The following is a 21,621-nucleotide window of genomic DNA, read 5'->3' as shown; positions in this document are numbered from 1 at the left end:
TGTCTATTCATAATTGCCACAGTAGCAATAATTAATGTGGGTTGCCTAACCTTCCTATCCCGGAAGGGCATCAGTGATCCGAAATGTGAGTCCAAGACGCGTCAGGAGTTGGAACGACCGCAGGAACGAGGCCGGAATCGATCATCGTTTCGGCACCGACAAGGAAGGCGTCGAGCGTCCAGGAAACAACAGCCGAGAGAGTGTCCGGCTTCGGATACTGCGAATCCGGGTAACGATTGCGCGCCGGTGTATGCAGTGCCGCCGAAATGATCAGTGTCCGAGAGCCGAGCAAATGTGCTGTTGCACGGTCGAATTCAGGCTTCCGTAGAAGTACCTCATTCATGATTCGCTCGAACTGGTCCAGAGTGCGCTCTTCGTAAGGCCCTCGAAGCACGTAGTCCTCGAGCCCAGGCGTGGCAGTCACGAGTTCAGCGAACCGCTGACCTAACGTCCGAAGGTAGTCCTGCCAGGACTTCGAATCCGAATCCAACTGCAGACGTCCGAAAGCTCTCGCACACGCCAACGAGTACAGACGATCTGTCGAGTCGACGTGATGGCGAATCGTCGCAGCGGAAACGCCCAGGACCTGTGCGACCTCCGCCCGCGTCAGGCGGTCCAAACCCACCCGTTCCGCTGCATCGAGAATCTCGTCTGTCGACGTAATCGCAGGTCGGCCTGGGCTTCGACGGGACCGTGCAGGGGAGGTCGACATTCATCCATCGTAAGTCCGATCTGCGACCGACCTACCCCGGCACAGCCCTTGTGGCAAAGTGAAGTCATGACACGAGTGACCGAGTCCCTCAGCACGCAGTTGCCCGACACCTTCGATCACGCGCGCGCCCGCGTCGAGGACACCTTCGACGAGACTGCCGCCTACCTCGAAGAGACAGCGGCTCGCATCAAAGAGTCCGAGGCAGCCGACAACGCTCGCCGCATCGCTGCGGTGGTCGCCACGTCGGTCGCTCGCGGCGCTGGGCAGGTCGGGTTGTTCCTGGGCCGTCAGGGCAAAGTCCTCGCCAAGAAGGGCGTCGAGCGCGCAAAGGCTATCCCCACGAAGTCCGCGGAACGCACCGAGAAGCCTCGCGGCCGCAAGCGCGTCACGGTGTTCGTCATCGCCGGTGTTGCGGTGATCGGTGGCGCGGTGTTCTTCAAGAGCCGCCGACGCGAGCATCCGCCGGTCGCTTCCGCACCCCCGCGCCTCGAGGAGAACTCGGCCGAGAAGACCGCGTAGTCGACATACAAGAGCCCCGGAACACACTGTGTTCCGGGGCTTTTCGATGCCTGGCCGTCAGCAGTTGGACGGCGCCGGGACATTGTTGAAGCGATCGATCATGTATCCGATGGATTCGGGGGTACCCACCAGGTACGGCGTCGCGTGATTGATTGCCAGTCCCGGAATGATCGGGGGCAGTTCGTTGACGGAGAACTGCACCGTCGCGCCCTTGCCGCACCAGTCTCGCGCCAGTTGCTGTCCCTGGCCGAACGGAACGATGTCGTCGGAGCGGCCATGCTGAATGAGCACGGGCGACTCCGGCGTCAGCTTGCCGATCTTCTGCTCGTCGAGGATTGCCTGCGCCATGGGTAGACGCGCCAGAACTGCGGAGAGTGATTCACCGGAATTGGTGAAGCTCGACGACTGCTGGAAGCCGAACTGCAATCCACTTTCGGCGACACACTGGTTCTTGGTGGCGGCCAACATCTGTCGGCCGCGATCGTTGATCTCGGCGTCGAGCAGCGACTGAACCTCGGGGTACTGGGCAAGGATCCCGTTGAGCGCGTATCCGATCACTCCGGTGAGGAACGTGCCGTCGACCTGCTGCAGCGTCGCCGCCAGATCGGCGGGCGGAGCGCCTGCATACGTGCCCTTGAGATCAAGCTCGGGAGCATATGACGGCTTCAATTCCGTTGCGGCAGCGGCAGCTCCACCACCTTGCGAGTAACCCCACAGTCCGATGGGGCCGTCGGCGGGAATGCTCGTGTTCGGGAGTTGCTGAGCGGCTCGCACTGAGTCCAGAACCGCGTGTGCTTCGGCTTCACGGTTGACGTAGGTGTGATCGCCCGGAGTTCCGAGGCCCTCGTAATCGGTGACGACGACGGCAATGCCGTTGAGCAGCAACGTGTTCACCCAGATGGACTCGTAGCCGACCATGACGTCCGTCGGGAACTGGTACTCGATACCGGTGTTGAACAGCTTGGATGGTGCGCATTGATCGCCCTGCCCATGCGTTCCTACCGCTGCGGCAACCAGTGGACGCGCCCCCTGCCCGGTCCACGGGTTCGACGGTTCGAGATAGGTGCCCGTCACGGCAACGGGGGCGCCCTTGGCGTCCTCGCTTCGGTACATGATCTTGGTGGCGGTTGCCGGCCACGCACCGTTCGATCCGGGCACGCTCAGCAGCAGTGGTGACGGCTCACTCTTGATGAGATCTCCGTTGGCACCTGCCGGAAGCTCCGACGGCGGCGTGTAGAAATCCGCCGGCTCCGCCGTTGCGGCAGGGGCCGTCACAGCACCCATGACCAGTGCCGCGACGGAGACCCCGGCCGCCCACCATGCTCTGCTCTTCACGTTTCGATCTCCCCACGTTCGCTTGCGCTGTGGCTTGGCACACAGCGAACGCAGAGTAACACATACCTCACGTAACACTTTTTCGTGAGGTTTTCGCCTTAACAGGCTGAATTACAACCGTTTACGACTACTTCGTGGGCTCCAGATTGGTGGTCAGCAGCGAACGAAGCTTGTCGGTATCAGCCGAGGTCCAGGCCTCGGGGTGCAGGATCTTGGCCCACATGTCCGCTGCATCCTCGCCGTAATTGTGACCGTGCCCGGACGGGACGTCAGCCGAGAAGACCATGTCGAGGGTGACCTGCCAGAAGGTCACGAGAGGAACCCATGTCATTCCCGGATCCACGTCGCGACCCAGCGGTTCCTTGAGCCAGTCCGGCTTGTTGAGCAGCAGGTCGAAGGACCACCACGTGATCGGGTCGCTGGCGTGCTGCCAGTACACGATGCGATCGTCGTCCCAGTCCGACTTCAGCTCCAGATCTTCCGGATCACCGGCAAACCGAATTGCCTGGCCACCGTCGATCACCGGCAGAATCTCCGGTGAGCCCGAGTCACGACTGTCCGTGATTTCCTGCCACTGAGCAGTGAAGTTGGGGGTTCCGACCCACAGTGCGCCGTCGACGCGCGTCATCATGTCCTGAGCGCCGGCGAATGCGGCCTGGCCACCGTAGGAGCCGAGGCTCTCACCGAAGACAACCAGTTCGGGTCGCGTCTCAACGGGCAAGTCGATCCACTTGGCGTAGACCGCGTTGAACAGCGCGCGGCCGGCGATCATCGGCGTCTCACGGTCGGCGATGAAGGCCAACGGACTCGGAAGGAACGAGTACTGCATCGACGCGATCGCCGTGTCCCCACCCTCGACGTACTCGAACGCCGACGCGACGTCCTCGTTCACCCAACCGCGACCGGTGGTCGTGACAACTGCGAGAGTTCCGCGGTCGAATCCGCCGGTGCGCTCCAACTCGTCGACGACCCGCTGTGCGACACCGTTGATCGAGTCCGAGGATTCACGTCCGGCATACACCCGGATCGGTTGCTTCGCTTCACGTCCGGTCAATGCAGAGATCTCGGCTGCAGTGGGACCGCTACCCATGAAGGTGCGACCCTCCTGGCCGAGAGAATCCCAAGCCTCGGCGGACATCGGCGAACCGCTCCGCTCTGCAATCATGGGCTGTTCGATGCCGTCCGGTGTTTCGTGATCCGCACCGGAAAAACTCCAGTTCGCGAAGGCGATCAGCCCGTTGTACAGCGCACCGTTCACGATGAAGATGCCGAGGGCGAAGATGACGATCAAGCTGCCGACCTTCGCCGCCTCGAGGGGAACGAACCGTAGTGCGACGGCGGTGAGCTTGTTGGTGGTGAACCGAAGACCACGGCCTGCCTCGAGCAGGATGAACCAGATTCCGAGCGAAATCATCAGCACCAGAAGATAATTCGCTTGATTGGTGCGTGGAGCTTCCACGAGATCGCGAACGATCTGCTGCCACCACGAACCGAGGACCAAGAACGTCGGCACAAGAATGACGGCCGCGACCAACAGGATTCGCCAGCCGATCTTCTTGGTGCGATCCGACCACTGCGGTTCGACGCCGCACTTGCGGATCATCCAGGCGACCGTCACGCCGACGCCGTATCCCATGGCGAGCGAGATGCCCGTCGCAACGCCCTGCAGGTACCACGCGCGCGGCAACAGGGACGGACTCATCGACCAGGTGAAGAAGACCAGAGCAAAGGCAAGCCCGACCGGGTGCAGCGTCTTGCAGTAGAGGCGCAGCCGTTCCCACACACGTTTCATGCCGGAATCGTATGCGCCCCGTGCCCGAATCAGGTCACGAGGCGCACACGCGTCCAGTCTGTTTACGGGGCGAAGCGCAAAATCGCGGCAACTGCGCCGCCGCCCGGAATGTCCTCCGCGCGAACAGCGAGCACCCGCGCACCCGTCAGGAGCGCACGACGAGCGATCTCGTCGACGACCCCGTAGGTGCTTCCGTTGGTCGACTCACCGGTCGTGAGAGCGCCCGTCTGGGGATCGAGACTTCCGGGTACGACGGAATCTATGTCGATGAAAACGGTGTCGACCTGTCCGTACGTCGCGGCTGTTGCCACGTCGGCGACGTCGGTTTGAGTGCGACCTTGTTCCGTGCGCACATTGAAGGTGTCCCGCACCGCCGCCAGCTGCTCGGCATGGAAGTCGTCGAGCGCCGGACGCGAACCGTCCGCCACTTCCTGCGTCGACAAGGCTTCGGGGTTTCCCTCGACGGTTTTGTCGACCAGGTGGCGGTACGAATTCACGGAGCGATACACCGACGCGATGGGTTCCGCAGCGGCCAGAATCAAGGGGACGTCACGGCCGGCGAGCACACCGCGGACCTCGTGATCGACTGCGCGGGCGTACTGATTGACGCGCAGCTTTCGGCTGTCCGAACCCGAGAGCCGACCCGCTTCGGTACGGCTGTTGATCGACGACTTGCCCGCGTGATCCGCAGCGTTCTTCGGCATTCCCTGAACACGGACCTCGTCGGCCGGTTGATCGGCGGCGATCTCGATCAGTCGCACCGAACCCTCTGCCAGAGCGAGAACAAACGCCGTCTGGGGGAACGTCACCGAACGGAGCAGTGGCTTGAGATGAAACCGATCGCTGACCGTTTCGAGCGCCTGCAGACGGTTGGGGAGGCGGAAGGTCACCAGACGGTCCGGCGTCGCGTACGTGACCAATGAGCGCGACTGGAAGCGCCAGAAATCGTCGTCGTCGTCGAGTTCTGCGTATTCGGCCTCGAACTGCTTGCGCTCGGCCGGATCCTCCACCGATGCGAGTGCCGAGCGGACCTGGTCCTTGAAGGCGATGCGCGCTTTGTCGTAATCCTGAGGCGCATCTTCAGTCGGAGTCACGATGGTGATGCAGGTGGGCCCCTCCACCTCCGCGAGTGCGGCAATTTCACCGTGGCTGGGAATGTCGTTGTGAAGCACTACGAACCTCCTGAAATTGGGTTCTCCTCACGCTACGCCCGGCTGGTTATGACCACTAGACTTTCCGGAGAATTCGGGACGAACGGTCCATAGTGGGCGCGGTTCCGGCCACCCCACTCCGAGCGAACGGCATGTTCATCGCCTCCAGTGCGCCGAAAGTGCCGTTCGCTCAAGAAGGGGTGGGGTGGAACCACACAAGTCGGGCACCGGCCGGGGCGAGCAGAGATCGGGTACATCGGCATACAAAAACACCCTCCCGGATCCCGGGAGGGTGTTTTCTTACTGTGGAGCCTAGGAGATTCGAACTCCTGACATCTGCCTTGCAAAGGCAGCGCTCTACCAACTGAGCTAAGGCCCCGTTCGGTTTTCTGACCGGAGTCAGAGTACCTAGGTTCTATCCTGTTTCCAAATCGTGCCAAACCTTGTCTCCGCGCTGACTTTTGATCAGCTTGGTGACCCCGAGAGCTACCAGAATTCCGGCCCCGACAAGCAGGAAAACCTTCATTCCAGCAACCCTTCTTCGGCACATGGGAGTGGGCCTAGGAGGACTTGAACCTCCGACCTCTTCATTATCAGTAAAGCGCTCTAACCACCTGAGCTATAGGCCCCTGAACCGATTCCAAAGATTACCCCACCGGGCCGCTGACACCAAAACGGGCCCGGCGGAGCAATGTTTTCGCAGGTCAGTCGCGGTCGGCGAGAGTTACCTCGACGCCGCCAACCAGGTCGCTGCAGAGGTTGTAGATGAACGATCCGATCGTGACGAGTGCCGTGAAAAGCACCATGTTCGCGATACCGATCAGTGCGGCGTAGCCGAACACCTGGCCGGCCGTCACCAGACCGTCGGAGCCGCCGTCGGCAACGATGTCGGTGAACGCGTTGTTCAGGCGATCCCAGACGCCCATGCCGTCGAGAACGACGTAGAGCAGTCCGACGGCCACCATCCACACGAAGAACAGCGACACCGAGATCACGGATGTGATCTTGAGCGTGGACCACGGGTCGATACGACGGATCTGGACCGTTGCGCGCAGTGGCGCACCGTCCACGACCGAAGCCGATACGGCGTGAGTTTTCTCACCCTTCACCGCAGCAGGCAACGGATGCTTGGCCTCGGAGAGGTCAGGCATGTCCTTCGGTAGATCCTTGCGATCGATGTGCCGAGTCGGCCCGTCGATCGCGGCGGCTTTTGCTTTCGGATTAGCGACCGTGGCGTTTGCAGCCTTGGGATTTGCGCCCGAGGGTGCAACAGCCTTGGCTGCTGCCGCGCCGGCGACGCCACCGGTAGCTGCGGCAGCCGCCGTTCCTGTCACGACGGGACGTGCCGACGGGTTGCCGGCAGGACGACCCGTCTGTGCACCGGCAGCGGGGCGACCCGCCTGTGGCTGTCCCTTCGGCGCACCACCCTGCGCGGGGTTTTTGGCCGGACCACCCTGCGCCGGACCACCCTGCGCCGGGCCTGCCGCTGCAGGACGCTGCGGACCCGCAGGCGGCTTACCCCCGGCAGGAGCTGCCGGTCGACCCGCAGGAGCACCAGCGCCGGCTGGGCGCGTGATGTTGGTCTGCGGCTGACTTTGCGGAGCCTGATTCTGCGGTGGCTGAGCCTTCGACGCCGGGGCCTTGGACGCCGGGTTCTGAGCAGCGGGGTTCTGAGCAGCGGGGTTCTGAGCTGGCTGCCCCTGCGGCTGACCCGACGGCTGGGGTCCGCGTTGCCACGGCGGCGCCTGGCTGCCACGAGCCTGATTGGCCACCGGTTGCGGCGGAGCCTGACCGTCACCCTTTGCCGGAGTTACCGGCGCAGCCGGAGCCACAGAAGGAGCGGAAGGAGCTTGACCCTTGGCCGCACCCGCGACGTCGGAAGCCCCACCCGCCGGCTTCTGAGCCGACGGGCCGCGAGGCGGCTCCGGTGCCTTGGGCGCCGGAGCTGCCTCGGAAGCTTTGGGTCCGCCGTCCGCTGGAGCTGCAGGTTTCGAGGTCTGCGGCCCCGCCGGAGCAGTTGCCTGCTCCGGCTTCGGTGGCGTCGAACCTGAAGTGCTTTCGCTCTTCTGGTCACTGCCCGGCTGGTTGGGAGTGCTCACTAGGACTCCTTAGCTCCATCGGCATTGTCTGCGTTGTCGGTGGTCTCTGCAGCGAGCTCTTCGGGCTCGTCGGCGTTGCGCGCAATCGCGAGCAGTGTGTCGCCTTCGCCGAGGTTCATCAGACGCACGCCCTTGGTCTGGCGTCCCGCCTTACGAACCTGCTTGGCAGCCGTCCTGATGACGCCGCCGCCCGAGGTGATCGCGTACAGCTCGTCGTCGTCGTCGACGATGAGCGCACCGACCAGAGTGCCACGTTTCTTGTCGTACTGAATCGTGAGCACGCCCTTGCCGCCGCGACCCTGCACCGGGTAGTCCTCCATGCCGGTTCGCTTGGAGTAACCGCCCGACGTGGCGACCAGGAGGAACGTTCCTTCACGAACGACGTTGAGCGAGAGCAGCTCGTCGTCACCGTTGAAACGCATGCCCTGGACACCGGAAGTGGCGCGGCCCATCGGACGCAGTGCCTCGTCGGTGGCCGAGAAGCGGATCGACTGGCCCTGTGCCGAGACGAGAAGGAGGTCGTCTTCGGCGGAGCAGAGGACAGCGCCGACCAGTTCGTCTTCACCGCGCAGGTTGATGGCGACGATGCCACCGCTGCGGTTGGAATCGAAGTCGGTGAGCTTGGACTTCTTGACCAAACCGTTGCGAGTGGCGAGCACCAGGTAAGGCGCGTCTTCGTACGTCTTGATCTGGATGACGGACTGGATGCGTTCGTCCGGCTGGAATGCCAGCAGGTTGGCAACGTGCTGACCGCGAGCTGTACGGCTCGCCTCGGGCAGTTCGTAAGCCTTGGCGCGGTAGACGCGGCCCTTCGTGGTGAAGAACAGCAGCCAGTCGTGCGTCGACGTGACGAAGAAGTGCGAGACGATGTCGTCCTGCTTGAGGCCGGCACCCTGAACACCCTTGCCGCCGCGCTTCTGCGAGCGGTACAGGTCGGTCTTGGTGCGCTTGGCGTAACCGGTCTCGGTGATCGTGACGACGACGTCTTCGCGGGCGATCAGATCCTCGTCGTTGACGTCTCCGTCGGCGGCGATGATGCGGGTACGACGGTCGTCGCCGTACTTGTCGACGATTTCCTTGAGCTCGTCACGAACGATCGCGCGCTGACGCTCCGGGCGAGCCAGAATGTCTTCGAGGTCCGCGATTTCGAGTTCGATCTCTGCCAACTCGTCGACGATCTTCTGACGCTCGAGGGCGGCCAGACGACGCAGCTGCATGCCGAGGATGGCGTCGGCCTGGATCTCGTCGACGTCGAGGAGTTCCATCAATCCGGCGCGAGCGATGTCGACGGTCTGCGACGCACGGATCAAGGCGATGACCTCGTCCAGAGCGTCGAGGGCCTTGACCAGACCGCGCAGGATGTGGGCGCGCTCCTGTGCCTTGCGAAGCAGGTACCTGGTACGACGGACGATGACCTCGAGCTGATGCGCCGTGTACAGACGGATCATCTGGTCGAGGCGCAGCGTGCGCGGCACTCCGTCGACGATGGAGAGCATGTTGCAGCCGAAGCTGGTCTGCAGCTGGGTGTGCTTGTAAAGGTTGTTCAGCACGACCTTGGCAACGGCGTCACGCTTGACGGTGACGACGATGCGCATGCCGACGCGGTCCGAGGACTCGTCGTGGATGTCGGAGATGCCACCGATCTTGGCGTCACGAACCTGCTCCGCGATGGAGGTGATCAGGTTGTCCGGGTTGACCTGGTAGGGCAGCTCGGTGATGACGATCGTGGTGCGGCCCTTGGCATCTTCTTCGATCTCGACGACGCCGCGCATACGAACGGAGCCACGGCCGGTGGTGTAGGCGTCCTGGATGCCCTGTCCACCGACGATGAGCCCGTGCGTGGGGAAGTCGGGTCCCTTGATGCGCTCCATGACGGCCGCGAGGGTGGCTTCCTCGTCCGCTTCGAAGTTGTCGAGCGCCCAGTAGATGGCCTCGGCAACTTCACGCAGGTTGTGCGGCGGAATGTTGGTGGCCATACCGACGGCGATGCCGTTGGAACCGTTGATCAGAAGGTTCGGGATACGGCTGGGCAGAACCGTCGGTTCCTGCGTCTTGCCGTCGTAGTTCGGGGTGAAATCGACTGTCTCGTGGTCGATTTCGCGCAGCATTTCCATCGCGAGCGGCGTGAGCCTGCACTCGGTGTAACGCATGGCGGCTGCGCCGTCGTTGCCGCGGGATCCGAAGTTTCCCTGACCGTCGACGAGCGGGTAACGCAGCGACCACGGCTGGGCCATACGGACCAACGTGTCGTAGATCGAGGAGTCGCCGTGGGGGTGGTAGTTACCCATGGTCTCGGCGACCGGTCGGGCAGACTTCACGTATCCGCGGTCGGGGCGATATCCGTTGTCGTACATCGCGTAGAGCACGCGGCGGTGCACCGGCTTGAGTCCGTCGCGGACATCCGGCAGAGCGCGACCGACGATGACGCTCATGGCGTAGTCGATGTAGCTGTTCTGCATTTCCTGCTGGATGTCGACCGGTTCGATCCGGTCGTGTTGCGGACCGTCCGGTGGCAACGTGGTGTCGGTCATGAGCTCACTTTCTTAAAAGAGGGGGCAAGCCCCTGTGCGCGGAAAAGGAGTCCGGGGACTCCTCAACCACGCACAGGGCCGCAGGCCTACACGTCGAGGAAACGAACGTCCCGGGCATTGCGAGTGATGAAGCTGCGTCGTGCTTCGACGTCTTCGCCCATCAGCACGCTGAACAGCTCGTCGGCAGCAGCCGCGTCGTCGAGCGTGACGAGACGCAGAACGCGCACCGTCGGGTCCATCGTGGTTTCCCACAGCTCCTTGGCGTTCATCTCGCCGAGGCCTTTGTAGCGCTGGATGCCGTCGTCCTTGTTGATCTTCTTGCCGGACTCGAGGCCGGCCTTGACCATCGCGTCGCGCTCGCGGTCGGAGTACGCGAATTCCGGCTGCGCACCCTTCTGCCACTTGAGCTTGTACAGCGGCGGCTGCGCGAGGTAGACCTTGCCGTGCTCGACGAGCGGCCGCATGAAGCGGAACAGCAGCGTGAGCAGCAGCGTTGCGATGTGCTGACCGTCGACGTCGGCGTCGGCCATGAGCACGATCTTGTGATAGCGCAGCTTGGCGATGTCGAACTCGTCGTGGATGCCCGTGCCGAACGCGGTGATGATCGACTGGACTTCGGTGTTCTTGAGGACGCGATCGATACGCGCCTTCTCGACGTTGATGATCTTTCCGCGGAGCGGGAGGATCGCCTGGTACATCGAGTCTCGGCCGGACTTGGCCGAGCCGCCTGCGGAGTCGCCCTCCACGATGTAGATCTCGGACTTCTCCGGATCGTTGGAGCGGCAATCGGCGAGCTTGCCTGGCAGGCCACCGAGGTCGGTCGCGCTCTTACGGCGGACCAGCTCACGCGCCTTACGTGCGGCGACGCGGGCCTGCGCCGACGAAACAGCCTTGTTCACAATGGTTTTCGCGTCGGCGGGGTTCGCCTCGAACCAGTGCGCGAGGTGCTCGTTGCACGCCTTCTGCACGAAGGACTTGACCTCGGTATTGCCGAGCTTGGTCTTGGTCTGACCCTCGAACTGGGGTTCACCGACCTTCACCGAGATGATGGCCGCGAGTCCTTCACGGATGTCGTCACCGGTGAGCTTGGGATCTTTGTCCTTGAGCAGCTTCTTTTCGAGCGCGTACTTGTTGACCGTTGCGGTCAGTGCGGCGCGGAAGCCCTCTTCGTGGGTACCACCCTCGTGGGTGTTGATCGTGTTGGCGAAGGTGTGCACGGACTCCGAGTAGCCGGAGTTCCACTGCATTGCGACCTCGAGCTCGTGGCCGGTGCCCTTGGCGGTGAATCCGACGACCGAGTTGTGGATCGGGGTCTTGCTCTTGTTGATGTGCCGGACGTAGTCCTCGAGTCCACCGGGGTAGTGGTAGATACGGGTCTTGGACTTACGCGGCGCTGCCTGAGCAGCTTCTTCGGCTTCTTCGGCAGCAGACTTGGGAGCCTCGGCCACCTCGGCAGCTTCGTCGTCGATGACCTCGGCGCGCTCGTCGGTCAGCGTGATGGTCAGGCCCTTGTTGAGGAAGGCCATTTCCTGCAGACGACGCGCAACGGTCTCGAAGTTGTAGCGGGTGGTCTCGAAGATCTCGGGATCCGCCCAGAAACTGACGGTGGTGCCGGTCTCCTTCGTCGGGTCGCCCTGTACGAGCTCTCCCGGCTTGGAATCGGTGTACGTCTGCTGCCACCGGTAGCCGTCGACCTTGATGTCGACGTCGAGCCGGGTGGAAAGCGCGTTGACCACCGAGATACCGACGCCGTGCAGACCACCGGAGACGGCGTAGGAGTCGGAGTCGAACTTGCCGCCGGCGTGCAGCTGGGTCAGCACGACCTCGACGGTGGGGACTCCGGAGGCGTGCATGCCGACCGGGATGCCACGGCCGTCGTCGATGACGCGGATTCCGCCGTCTTCGAGGAGGGTGACCTCGACCTTGGTGGCGTGTCCGGCCATCGCCTCGTCGACCGAGTTGTCGACGACCTCCCAAATGAGGTGGTGCAGGCCGCGTTCACCGGTGGAACCGATGTACATGCCTGGACGCTTACGTACCGCCTCGAGTCCTTCGAGGACGGTGATGGACGACGCGTTGTAGTCCTTGCTGGAAGTGCTTGTATCTGACTTCTGGGCAGCCACGGGTGGGTAGCTCTCCTTCTCCGTCAATACTCGAGCGCAGCCGTCAGCAAGCCCTTGCGGGTGTCGTCGGAGCGGGTTCGAGAATGTTGCCGCTAGTTACCGTTGACCATCTTACTGGTAAGCACCGACTAGAAGCGGCCAATGACACCCCTGGCTGCGCCGCAGACGAATTTTTACGATCCCCGGAAGGTGAAACGCTAGGAACTTTGCTTCTCCGAGCGACGCTCTCTCAGGCTCGCGATAAATGCCCGCGCATGTTCGGCAACCTCGCCCGGATGTGAAAACGGTGACCAGTGTCCCGCGGCAATTTCACGTCGCTGCAGGTCGGAGGCCCATTTTTCGGTGTCTTCGTATCCCACCGGACGAACGGCTTTGTCGTACTTGTTCAGAATGAGCTGAACAGGCACGTCCGTGTACCGATCCCGCGGCTTGCCGAGAGACGGCCGGATGTTAGCGCGATAAAGCTTGAGTCCGTTCACCATGTCGTCGGCGATGGTGGGCGCGGTGTTGACCACACGGGGGTCCAGACCGTCGAAGAAGCCCAGAAATGCCGGCCAGTGCTTGGAGAACCACAGACGCAACGGAAGGGTGCACAGCCCGGGAATCTGGAACAGAACGGTGTAGGCCGACGCAATTCCCTGCGCCGCCGGGCCGAGGAAACGACGCTTGGACGCGCTCGCCCGGATCCACTTGCCGAGATGATCGAGATTGGGGCCCGAGATGGACGAGAACGACGCGATCTTCTCTTCGGCACCCGGCTCGCAGACCGCTTCCCACGTTTCGACGGATCCCCAGTCGTGCGCGAGGACGTGCACCGGCTTGCCCGGGCTGACCGCGTCGATGACGGCAAAAAGATCGCCGGCCAGTGCGCTCAGTTGGTAGTCCTGCACCCTCGAGGGGATTGTGCTCTCACCGGCCCCGCGGCTGTCGTAGCTGACGACGCGGAAGTCGTCTGCCAGCAAAGGCACGATGCGGTTCCACAGTTCATGGGTGTCGGGCCAACCATGCACCAGGACGATGGTCTCGCCGTCCGCCTTGCCCTGCTCGAACACGGCCAGGCTGACGGAACCGTTGGTCACGCGACGCGCGGTCACGGCATGGACAGGAGAGTGCTTCGACATTGTCGAACCCTTCGGAGTCGGGAAATATCTAGAGATCGAGAACGAGACGTCCACCGTCGGAACGGGATACGCAGATGAGCATCTCCGTTTCCTGTTCGGTGTCGGTCAGACGCCTTTCGCGGTGATCGGGTTTACCCGCGAGCACCTTCACACGACAGGTTCCGCAGAAACCCTGCTGACACGAGTACCCGACACCGGGCAATGCCTTCTTGATGACGTCGAGCGCGGACTCGTCGGCGGGCACGGCGAGTACCTGACCCGAATTGACAAGCTGCACTTCGAATTCCTTGCCGTCGATCACCGGCGGAGCCCCGAACCGCTCGAAATGCAAAGCGGTGGAGGGTGTATCGCGGAAACCGCGGCGGACGGCATCGAGCATCGGCGTCGGGCCACAGCAGTACACGGCGCCGCCGACCGGCGCTCGTCCGAGAAGGTCTGTGGTGGTGGGCAATCCGAACTCGTCGTCCGGGCGCACGAAGACACGCTCGGGATCCCAGGTTGCGATCTCGTCGAGGAACGGCATGGATTCACGGGAGCGGCCCGAGTACACGAAGTACCAGTCCATCCCCAATTCTCTTGCCGCACGGACCATTGCGATGATCGGCGTGATACCGATGCCGCCGGCGACGAACAACGCGCTGCCTTCTCCGACAAACGGGAAGCCGTTGCGTGGTCCGCGTACCGTGACGTGCTCACCGGGCTGGAGAGCGTGCATCTCGATGGAACCGCCACCGCCGTCGGGGATCCGGCGCACCGCGACGCTGTACCCCGTGCGGTCGGCAGGGTCGCCGCACAGCGAATACTGACGCCGCAGACCCGAAGGTAGATGGAAGTCCAGGTGCGAACCCGGATGCCACGGCGGAATCGGTGAGCCGTCCGCGGATTCGAAGCGCAGGCGAACGACGTTCTCGTCGGTCGCCACCACCTCACGCTTGCTGACCACCATGTTCATGGCCGTGTCAGGGTTGTGGCCCGCGATATCGGGGTTGTAGTCGTAGGCCGTCAACACGCGAAGGTACTTGTCCGCCAACAACTCCGTGATGCGCATGGCGCGGTCGGGACGGTTCTTCCCGGACAGATCGGGTGGAGCCGGAAAACGCGGCAACCCGTCGTGACCGGAGATGACGTCCTTGACCCTCGAGAGTGAAATCACCGTGCGGCCGCCTGGGCTGCGGGTGACGACGCCAGGTATTGCACCGCCTGGGCGGTCGAGCCCTCTTTACTGGGGTGGTACGACTTGCTGAAGTAGGTCGACATCCGCTTGGCCAGCTCGAACGACGTGGGAACTGTGCCTCGCTTACCCGCCGCGATGAAATCGGACAGGTGGGGGCGTCGACGGCTGGGGGCCTGAGCGGCAAGTTCGGGATCGTTGCGCATCAGGAACCTGGTGCCACGAATCCACAGCCACACCAGTACCGGCGTGACGACGATCTGGGTTCGGATGCGGCGTGTCTCGCGCTTGTCGAAGTAGCGCATCACGTCGTACGCGACGGAGCGGTGTTCTACCTCCTCGGCACCGTGCCAGCGGAGCAGATCGAGCATGGTCGGGTGCATACCGGCTTTGTCGAGTCCCTTGGCGTTGAGCACCCAGTCGCCGAGAAAAGCCGTGATGTGTTCGATTGCCGCGATGATCGCCAAGCGCTCCACCAGGTGATTCTCGGCACGCAGTCCTGTCATCGGACGCGGTCCGAGCAGTTTCGAAAAGGTCCATTCCATCTGCTGGGTGTACGGCGTCGGATCGAGGCCGTTCTCCTTGAGATGGACCAGGACGCCCGAGTGCGCGTTGGAGTGCATCGCCTCTTGGCCGATGAATCCGACGACGTCTTCACGGAGCTTCTCGTCCTCGATGAGGGGAAGAGCTTCCTTGAAGGTCTCGACAAACCATTCCTCACCGGCAGGGAGGAGCAGATGGAGCACGTTGAGAACGTGTGTGCTGAACGGATCGCCCGGAATCCAGTGCATGGGCAGATCGGACCAGTCGAACTCGACATTGCGAGCCTGCAACAGGATGTGATCCGGCTCGGCGAACGACGAAGCGGGTGTCGATATCTTCTGCGACATCTAGCTACTCCTTCATGCCTGCCGATCGGTGGGGAACGACAGCCTTGTGACACAGTTCACTCACTAGCGAGTTTTAACTGTAACACGAAGTAATAGGTAGAACCAGGGCCTGGTTGAGTTTTCCTCAGCCGTACGTATCGCGAGGTCCGCGGCCTTTCACATGCCTTTCTCCCTTGCGCCAGCTAGGCGCACTCGGACCGGTGATCCGCAGTGTCTTCACGACGCCGTCACCGACGGCAGCAGCGATCTTGGCCAGAATCTGGGACTGCATCATGCGCAACTGGGTAGCCCACGCCGTCGACTCGGCGGAGATGCTGAGAACACCTTCTTTCAGAGAGATCGGCTCGGCGTGCGCGGAGATGTCTTCTCCGACGACCTGCGGCCACCGACCGAGGACCGTGCCCTCGGACACCTTGGGGGACCACCCACGCGATTTGGAGATAGCGCTGGTGAGAGCACCGAACGGCTGAGGGTCCCGCGCATCCGGGCCGGGGCCGGACCAACCGCTGCGTCGACGCGGACGGCCACTTCCGTATTTGGGCGACGAGCGCCCCTGCCCGACGGCCTTGCCGTTGGCTTTGGCTGTCGCGCGTGCCTCCTCGAGGGCACGGCGCGCCAGATCGATCCCCTTGAGCTCGGGCTCCGGAGCCGCGCTGCTGTCTTCAGTCATCGAACTCGACCTCCTGATCCGTCGAGCCTACGGGCACTATCCGGGATATCCGACCGTCTCCGGTATCGGAGGCTTCGACGCCGAACTTGGCCGCCTCGAGTTCGTCCGGTACATCCTCGGGAACGGCGGCCGTGATCAGCACCTGTTCGGCGGTGGCTGCAACGGTGGCGAGCGCACGACGCCGACGACGGTCCAACTCCGCGAATACGTCGTCGAGCATCAGGACCGGGTCGCTGCCGTCGGCGCGCAACAGGGCAAAACCTGCCAGCCGCAGCGAAAGCGCAAAAGACCACGATTCACCATGGCTTGCAAAGCCTTTCGCCGGGCTGTCACCGAGAATCAGCTCCAGATCGTCCCGATGCGGACCGACCAGACACACTCCGCGATCGATTTCCTTCGACCTCATCTGTGCCAACTCGTGGTGGAATCTCTCCTCGAGGTACGCAACGTCGTCGATACCGGAAATCCTTGCAGGATCGGTGAATTCGGGATCCAACGAGGACCCCAGACTGCTCTTGTATCGAATCGACGCCGGCCGGGATTCGGGTGCGATGGAACGATACGACTCCGCCAGATGCGGCGCCAGATCATGGACCAACTCGAGGCGCCCGGCCAACAATTGTGCGCCGTGAGCGGCCAGATGCCCGTCCCACACCTCGAGGGTGGAGAGGACGTTGTCGGACTCACCACTACGAGAACCGCGACGCAAAGCCGCACCAGCAGTTTTGAGTAGGGCTGAGCGCTGACGCAGCACTTTGTCGTAATCCGCACGGACAGCAGCCATTCGGGGAATCCGCGACGTCAACAACTCGTCGAGATAGCGTCGACGATCACCAGGATCACCACGTACCAACGACAGATCCTCCGGCGCGAACATCACCGACTGCAAAATCCCCAGCACTTCCCGCGGACGACGCATCGGAGACTGATTTATCCTGGCGCGGTTGGACTTTCCCTCGATCAGTTCGACGTCGATGGTCAGTTCGCGCCCATTGTTGACCACCGTTGCACCGGCAAAAGCACTGGTCGAACCGCTGCGGATCATCGGTGCATCCGTGGACACTCGATGAGACGACAGCGTCGACAGATACCCGAGTGACTCGAGAACGTTCGTCTTACCGTGCCCGTTGGAACCGAGGAACACGGTTGTTCCCGGCGTGAGGTCAAGCGTCAGCGAATCCCAGGATCGGAAGTCACGCAGCGAAAATCTACGAACGAACACTTAGCTTCCAGAAGCCGAATTCTTGGGCGAGGCGCTCTTGACGGCGTGACCACCGAACTGATTGCGCAAGGCCGACACCGCCTTCATGGCCGGTGAATCATCCTGTCGTGAAGCAAATCTCGCGAACAGAGCAGCGGAGATGACGGGAGCGGGGACAGCGTGCTTGATGGCTTCCTCTACCGTCCAGCGGCCCTCACCGGAATCCTCGGTATAGCCCGTGATCTGCGCAAGCTCCGGATCCTCCTCGAGGGCGTCGACAAGCAGATCGAGCAACCACGAACGTACGACGGTTCCCTTCGACCAAGCTCGGAGAACACCGGGAACGTCCGCGATCAGGCTTTCCGCCTCGAGGAGCTCGTACCCCTCGGCATACGCCTGCATCAGGCCGTATTCGATGCCGTTGTGCACCATCTTCGCGTAATGACCAGCACCGACGGGGCCGGCGTGGACAAAGCCGTCTGCAGCGTCGCCGTCGGGGCGCAGAGCGTCGAAGATCGGCATTGCCTTCGCCACGTCGGTCTCGGATCCGCCCACCATCAGGCCGTAGCCGTTCTCACGGCCCCAGATGCCACCGGAGACACCGCAGTCGAGGAAACCGATCCCACGGGCACCTAACAACTCGGCATGGACAGCGTCGTCGGTGAAGCGAGAGTTTCCACCGTCGATGACCAGATCGCCGCCCTCGAGGGCATCCGCCAGTTCGGCAATGGTGCTCTGGGTGATGTCACCGGCCGGAACCATCACCCAGACGACTCTAGGTCCCTCGAGGGAAGCAGCGAGTTCGGCAAGAGACTCGACGTCGGTGACTTCCGGTCGAGGGTCGTATCCGATCACCTCGAGGCCATGCGCGCGCAAGCGCTCACGCATGTTGAAGCCCATCTTGCCGAGACCTACGAGTCCGATCTTCATACTGTTCTCCCTGGTCAGGCGCGAACTGAAGTGCGGGGTTCCACTCAGCCCGGAAGGCGAACCGGCATCAGCAGGTACGTGTACTCGCTCGAGGGCGCAGCGAAGTTACCGGACTCGTCTGCCGTGGGCTCTTCCTCGGCCGCGGGGCGAAGAACAGCCGGACGGCTGGGAGTGGTGAAGCCGAACAGAACGTTTTCGCTGTGAAGCGAATTCAACCCGTCGATCAGGTAACCGGGGTTGAACGCAATGGTGAGTGCTTCGCCCTGGAACGACGCGTTGAGCGTCTCTTCCGCGCGGCCGGCGTCGTCGCCACCCGCAGAGAGGAGCAGGCCGTCAGCGGAGAACTGCATGCGAACCTGTGCGCCACGCTCGGCGACGAGTGCTACACGCTTGATGGCTTCGATGAGAGGCGTGACCTCGACCGTTGCCATCGCGGTGTGCTGAGCGGGCAGCAACTGACGGAACTTCGGGAACTCGGCGTCAAGGAGGCGCGTCGTGGTGCGGCGTCCGTCGTTGACGATGCCGAGGAGTCCGTCGTTTCCGATGGTCGTACCGGAACCGAGAGCCAACTCGACCGGCGAATTTGCATTGCCGGCAAGCGTTTTCGCGGACTCGGACAGAGTCTTGGCCGGGATGAGAACAGCAGCCTGGACGTCGGGATTGGCCGGAGTCCACTCGAGTTCACGCACGGCGAGACGGAAGCGGTCGGTAGCGGCGAGGACGATCGAATTCTGTTCGATCTCGACACGGATACCCGTGAGCATCGGAAGGGTGTCGTCCTTGCCGGCTGCAACGGCTACCTGGCTGATGGCTTCGGAGAACAGGTCGACGGGAATGGACCCGGACTGCTGCGGAAGCGTCGGAAGCTGGGGGTAGTCCTCGACCGGCATCGTAGGCAGGGAGAACTTGGCGCTTCCGCAGGAGATGAGCACGCGAGTGCCCTCGAGGGTCACATCGACCGGCTTGTTGGGAAGCGACTTGGTGATATCTGCGAGGAGGCGACCGGAGACGAGTGCCTGACCTGCAGTTGTGACATCTGCCGAGACACGGACCTGCGCGGATACCTCGTAGTCGAACCCGGAAACGGTGAGGCCGGCTTCGGTTGCGTCGAGAAGAACTCCGCCGAGAACCGGCACGGGCGGCCTCGAGGGCAGGCTACGAGCAACCCACGCTACTGAATCAGCGAACTCTTCCCGGGAAACGCGAAACTTCAGGCTTCCAAGCTCCATCGCCGGGTTATTCCTCTCGGTAGGCATGTTCGTCTGCTGCGGATCTGCATCAGCTCACTTGAAGTCTGACACAGACCAAGCGATGCCCACCGTATGCCCTCGAGGGCGCAAGTGGAAAGCCGAAGCCGCGGCGAGCGCAGCCTGAGGCGAGGTTCTCAACAGGAGTTGTCCCCAGAACTATTTTCAAAGAGCTTTTCCTAGGAAATTCTCAGTAGTAGTAATAAGTCCTGTGCAATCTGTGGAGCAACGGTTGTCGACGCTGGTAGGTCCCCTCGAGGGCCTGTGCACTTCTCGAGGACAGACTCGAGGACCAATCGACCCCCTCTGTGCACTCTCTGAAAGTTTTCGGATTCCTCCTCGAGAACTCCACAGACTTTCGGAGTTATCAACACACTTATCCACAGATGTGAATACTTTTCACAAGAAACGAAGAGTTTGTTCTCATCGGCGTGTCTGACTCCGGCGTGTCGTCCCTCGAGGTGGCCAACCGCCCTCGAGGGGACCGCACGTGGAACCCTTCGAATACACCGATGCCGCTCGAGGGAACCTCTGCCTCGAGCGGCATCGATCGAAATAAGTGCAGGTCAACGCTTGGAGCGCTGCTTGATCCTTGCGGTCAACTCCTGAACCTGGTCGTACACCTTGCGGCGTTCCGTCATTTCCTTACGGATCTTCTTGTCGGCGTACATGACCGTCGTGTGGTCACGGCCGAACGTCTGACCGATCTTCGGCAAGGACAAATCAGTGAGCTCACGGCACAAATACATCGAGATCTGGCGGGCCTGAGCGAGTGGCCGGGCCTTACCCGGCCCACACAGGTCGTCGATCGACATGTTGAAGTATTCGGCCGTCACCGCCATGATCGTCGCCGCGTTGATCTCGAGGCTCGACGAATCGGGCATCAGATCGCGCAGGACCACCTCGGCCAACGTCAGATCCAACGGCTGGCGGTTGAGCGAGGCAAAAGCGGTGACGCGGATCAACGCGCCCTCGAGTTCACGAATGTTGCGCTCGATACGGCTGGCGATCAACTCGAGGACGTCGTGCGGGACCTCGAGGCGATCCATCCTCGCCTTCTTGCTCAGAATCGCGATACGCGTCTCGAGCTCAGGCGGCTGAACGTCGGTGATCAGGCCCCATTCGAAGCGCGTCCGCAGACGCTCCTCGAGGGTTGCCAACTGTTTGGGCGGACGGTCCGAGGAAACGACGATCTGCTTGTTCGCGTTGTGCAAGGTGTTGAAGGTATGGAAGAACTCCTCCTGAATACCTTCCTTGCCTTCGATGAACTGGATGTCGTCGACCAGCAGGACATCCGTTTCCCGGTAGCGACGCTTGAACGCGACCTTGCGGTCGTCACGAAGACTGTTGATGAAGTCGTTGGTGAATTCTTCGGTCGAGACGTACTTGACCCGCATGCCGGGGAACAGTCGCTGTGCGTAGTGGCCGGCGGCGTGAAGAAGGTGCGTCTTGCCCAGGCCCGAAGCTCCCCAGATGAACAAGGGGTTGTAGGCACGCGCCGGCGCCTCCGCGATCGCGACGGCAGCGGCATGAGCGAATCGGTTGGACGATCCGATCACAAAAGTGTCGAAGGTGTACTTCGCGTTGAGGCTGTTGGCGCCGGACCCCGAAGCAGAAGGAGTAGCGGGCGGCTTCGTGAAGTACGACGGCCACGATTCGTGAACGCTCGCGAGTGCTTCGCGGTCGTCGTCGACTTCTTCGGTCTCGGCAGTCTCGGAGTCCGAAGGTTCGCCGTCGCCTTCGGTGAATCTGCGCCGACGGTATGCGCCCGATGAGTTGACCGACTCGAACTGACGGCTGCCCGTGCGCTCCTCGACCGGTTCGGCGGGTGCGTCGGCATCGTCTTCGAGTGCGATGCGGACACCGAGTCCCTCGACCTGGCCGCCGAGGTGGCGTCCGAGTGCCTGCAGGATCGGCTCGCGTAGATCGCGCTCGATCGTCTCTTGAGCAAATGGCGATGGAACCGAGAGGAGTGCAAAACCCTGAGCAAGTGTAAGAGGCCTCACCAGACGGACAAATGCCTTCTGCTTGCTGCTCAAAGCCGGAAGATTACTTCCGGGGTCATCACTCGTGAGTTCTGCAACCACGTCGACCCAGACCCGTGCGAGCGCGTTGGGATCGTCGTTCAC

The 21,621-nt window shown here is 62.4% G+C and carries 16 protein-coding genes and 2 tRNA genes; 1 reads left to right on the top strand and 17 read right to left on the bottom strand.

Annotated elements, in window-relative coordinates:
• Positions 1-70: 70 nt before the first annotated feature.
• Complete coding sequence (locus tag RHP72_RS00090) at positions 71-712, bottom strand: TetR/AcrR family transcriptional regulator (protein WP_311094166.1); 642 nt, start codon at positions 710-712, stop codon at positions 71-73.
• A gap of 66 nt (positions 713-778) precedes the next feature.
• Between RHP72_RS00090 and RHP72_RS00085 the strand changes: the two genes are divergently transcribed.
• Positions 779-1,231, top strand: a complete 453-nt coding sequence (locus RHP72_RS00085; protein WP_042453366.1) for a hypothetical protein — start codon at positions 779-781, stop codon at positions 1,229-1,231.
• Between the two features lie 57 nt (positions 1,232-1,288).
• On the opposite strand, the gene RHP72_RS00080 is transcribed toward RHP72_RS00085, so the two are convergent.
• From RHP72_RS00080 to dnaA, 16 genes are all read right to left on the bottom strand, one after another.
• On the bottom strand, positions 1,289-2,566 hold the full coding sequence (locus RHP72_RS00080; RefSeq protein ID WP_064075688.1) for a lipase family protein: 1,278 nt from the start codon (positions 2,564-2,566) through the stop codon (positions 1,289-1,291).
• A 127-nt stretch (positions 2,567-2,693) separates the two neighbouring features.
• Positions 2,694-4,358 (bottom strand): alpha/beta-hydrolase family protein, encoded by a 1,665-nt coding sequence (locus RHP72_RS00075; RefSeq protein ID WP_003942500.1) that lies wholly within the window; start codon positions 4,356-4,358, stop codon positions 2,694-2,696.
• A gap of 62 nt (positions 4,359-4,420) precedes the next feature.
• Positions 4,421-5,530 carry a hypothetical protein gene (locus RHP72_RS00070; RefSeq protein ID WP_054828211.1) on the bottom strand — a complete coding sequence of 370 codons (1,110 nt, stop codon included), beginning with the start codon at positions 5,528-5,530 and terminating at the stop codon, positions 4,421-4,423.
• A gap of 285 nt (positions 5,531-5,815) precedes the next feature.
• Positions 5,816-5,888 (bottom strand) — tRNA-Ala (locus RHP72_RS00065).
• Positions 5,889-6,064: 176 nt separating this feature from the next.
• A tRNA-Ile gene (locus RHP72_RS00060) sits at positions 6,065-6,138 on the bottom strand.
• 75 nt (positions 6,139-6,213) lie between these two features.
• Complete coding sequence (locus RHP72_RS00055; RefSeq protein WP_311094165.1) at positions 6,214-7,608, bottom strand: DUF3566 domain-containing protein; 1,395 nt, start codon at positions 7,606-7,608, stop codon at positions 6,214-6,216.
• Positions 7,608-10,139: a DNA gyrase subunit A gene (gene gyrA, locus RHP72_RS00050; protein WP_047272672.1), complete on the bottom strand. Its 2,532-nt coding sequence runs from the start codon at positions 10,137-10,139 to the stop codon at positions 7,608-7,610. Before gyrA ends, RHP72_RS00055 begins: the two co-directional genes overlap by 1 nt.
• An 86-nt stretch (positions 10,140-10,225) precedes the next feature.
• Entirely contained in the window at positions 10,226-12,262 is a 2,037-nt protein-coding gene (gyrB, locus tag RHP72_RS00045) for a DNA topoisomerase (ATP-hydrolyzing) subunit B (protein ID WP_003942515.1), read from the bottom strand.
• 197 nt (positions 12,263-12,459) lie between these two features.
• The gene (locus RHP72_RS00040) at positions 12,460-13,383 is read right to left on the bottom strand and encodes an alpha/beta fold hydrolase (RefSeq protein WP_063315340.1); all 924 of its coding nucleotides are present in this window, start codon (positions 13,381-13,383) and stop codon (positions 12,460-12,462) included.
• 28 nt (positions 13,384-13,411) lie between these two features.
• The gene (locus tag RHP72_RS00035) at positions 13,412-14,533 is read right to left on the bottom strand and encodes a PDR/VanB family oxidoreductase (protein ID WP_063315979.1); all 1,122 of its coding nucleotides are present in this window, start codon (positions 14,531-14,533) and stop codon (positions 13,412-13,414) included.
• The gene (locus tag RHP72_RS00030) at positions 14,533-15,444 is read right to left on the bottom strand and encodes a metal-dependent hydrolase (RefSeq protein WP_003942578.1); all 912 of its coding nucleotides are present in this window, start codon (positions 15,442-15,444) and stop codon (positions 14,533-14,535) included. Before RHP72_RS00030 ends, RHP72_RS00035 begins: the two co-directional genes overlap by 1 nt.
• 124 nt (positions 15,445-15,568) lie before the next feature.
• The gene (locus RHP72_RS00025; RefSeq protein WP_003942471.1) at positions 15,569-16,114 is read right to left on the bottom strand and encodes a DUF721 family protein; all 546 of its coding nucleotides are present in this window, start codon (positions 16,112-16,114) and stop codon (positions 15,569-15,571) included.
• Entirely contained in the window at positions 16,107-17,336 is a 1,230-nt protein-coding gene (gene recF / locus RHP72_RS00020; RefSeq protein WP_311094164.1) for a DNA replication/repair protein RecF, read from the bottom strand. Before recF ends, RHP72_RS00025 begins: the two co-directional genes overlap by 8 nt.
• Entirely contained in the window at positions 17,337-18,245 is a 909-nt protein-coding gene (gene gnd / locus RHP72_RS00015) for a phosphogluconate dehydrogenase (NAD(+)-dependent, decarboxylating) (protein WP_042453377.1), read from the bottom strand. It lies immediately after the preceding gene.
• A 44-nt stretch (positions 18,246-18,289) separates the two neighbouring features.
• Positions 18,290-19,474: a DNA polymerase III subunit beta gene (dnaN, locus tag RHP72_RS00010; protein WP_007729165.1), complete on the bottom strand. Its 1,185-nt coding sequence runs from the start codon at positions 19,472-19,474 to the stop codon at positions 18,290-18,292.
• 584 nt (positions 19,475-20,058) lie between these two features.
• Positions 20,059-21,621, bottom strand: coding sequence for a chromosomal replication initiator protein DnaA (dnaA, locus tag RHP72_RS00005; protein ID WP_003942491.1), 1,563 nt, complete (start codon positions 21,619-21,621; stop codon positions 20,059-20,061).

This window comes from Rhodococcus sp. SG20037 (assembly GCF_031763325.1).
Lineage (GTDB): Bacteria > Actinomycetota > Actinomycetes > Mycobacteriales > Mycobacteriaceae > Rhodococcus_F > Rhodococcus_F qingshengii.
Note: the sequence above shows the minus strand (reverse complement) of the source record. Positions and strands in the feature narration are given on the sequence as shown.

Bases quoted from the DNA above. Each gene is read 5' to 3' on its own strand.
- RHP72_RS00085 (WP_042453366.1), top strand. From the start codon at position 779: ATGACACGAGTGACCGAGTCCCTCAGCACGCAGTTGCCCGACACCTTC.
- RHP72_RS00090 (WP_311094166.1), bottom strand. From the start codon at position 712: ATGTCGACCTCCCCTGCACGGTCCCGTCGAAGCCCAGGCCGACCTGCG.
- RHP72_RS00025 (WP_003942471.1), bottom strand. From the start codon at position 16,114: ATGACTGAAGACAGCAGCGCGGCTCCGGAGCCCGAGCTCAAGGGGATC.
- dnaN (WP_007729165.1), bottom strand. From the start codon at position 19,474: ATGGAGCTTGGAAGCCTGAAGTTTCGCGTTTCCCGGGAAGAGTTCGCT.
- RHP72_RS00030 (WP_003942578.1), bottom strand. From the start codon at position 15,444: ATGTCGCAGAAGATATCGACACCCGCTTCGTCGTTCGCCGAGCCGGAT.
- gyrA (WP_047272672.1), bottom strand. From the start codon at position 10,139: ATGACCGACACCACGTTGCCACCGGACGGTCCGCAACACGACCGGATC.
- RHP72_RS00040 (WP_063315340.1), bottom strand. From the start codon at position 13,383: ATGTCGAAGCACTCTCCTGTCCATGCCGTGACCGCGCGTCGCGTGACC.
- gnd (WP_042453377.1), bottom strand. From the start codon at position 18,245: ATGAAGATCGGACTCGTAGGTCTCGGCAAGATGGGCTTCAACATGCGT.
- RHP72_RS00075 (WP_003942500.1), bottom strand. From the start codon at position 4,358: ATGAAACGTGTGTGGGAACGGCTGCGCCTCTACTGCAAGACGCTGCAC.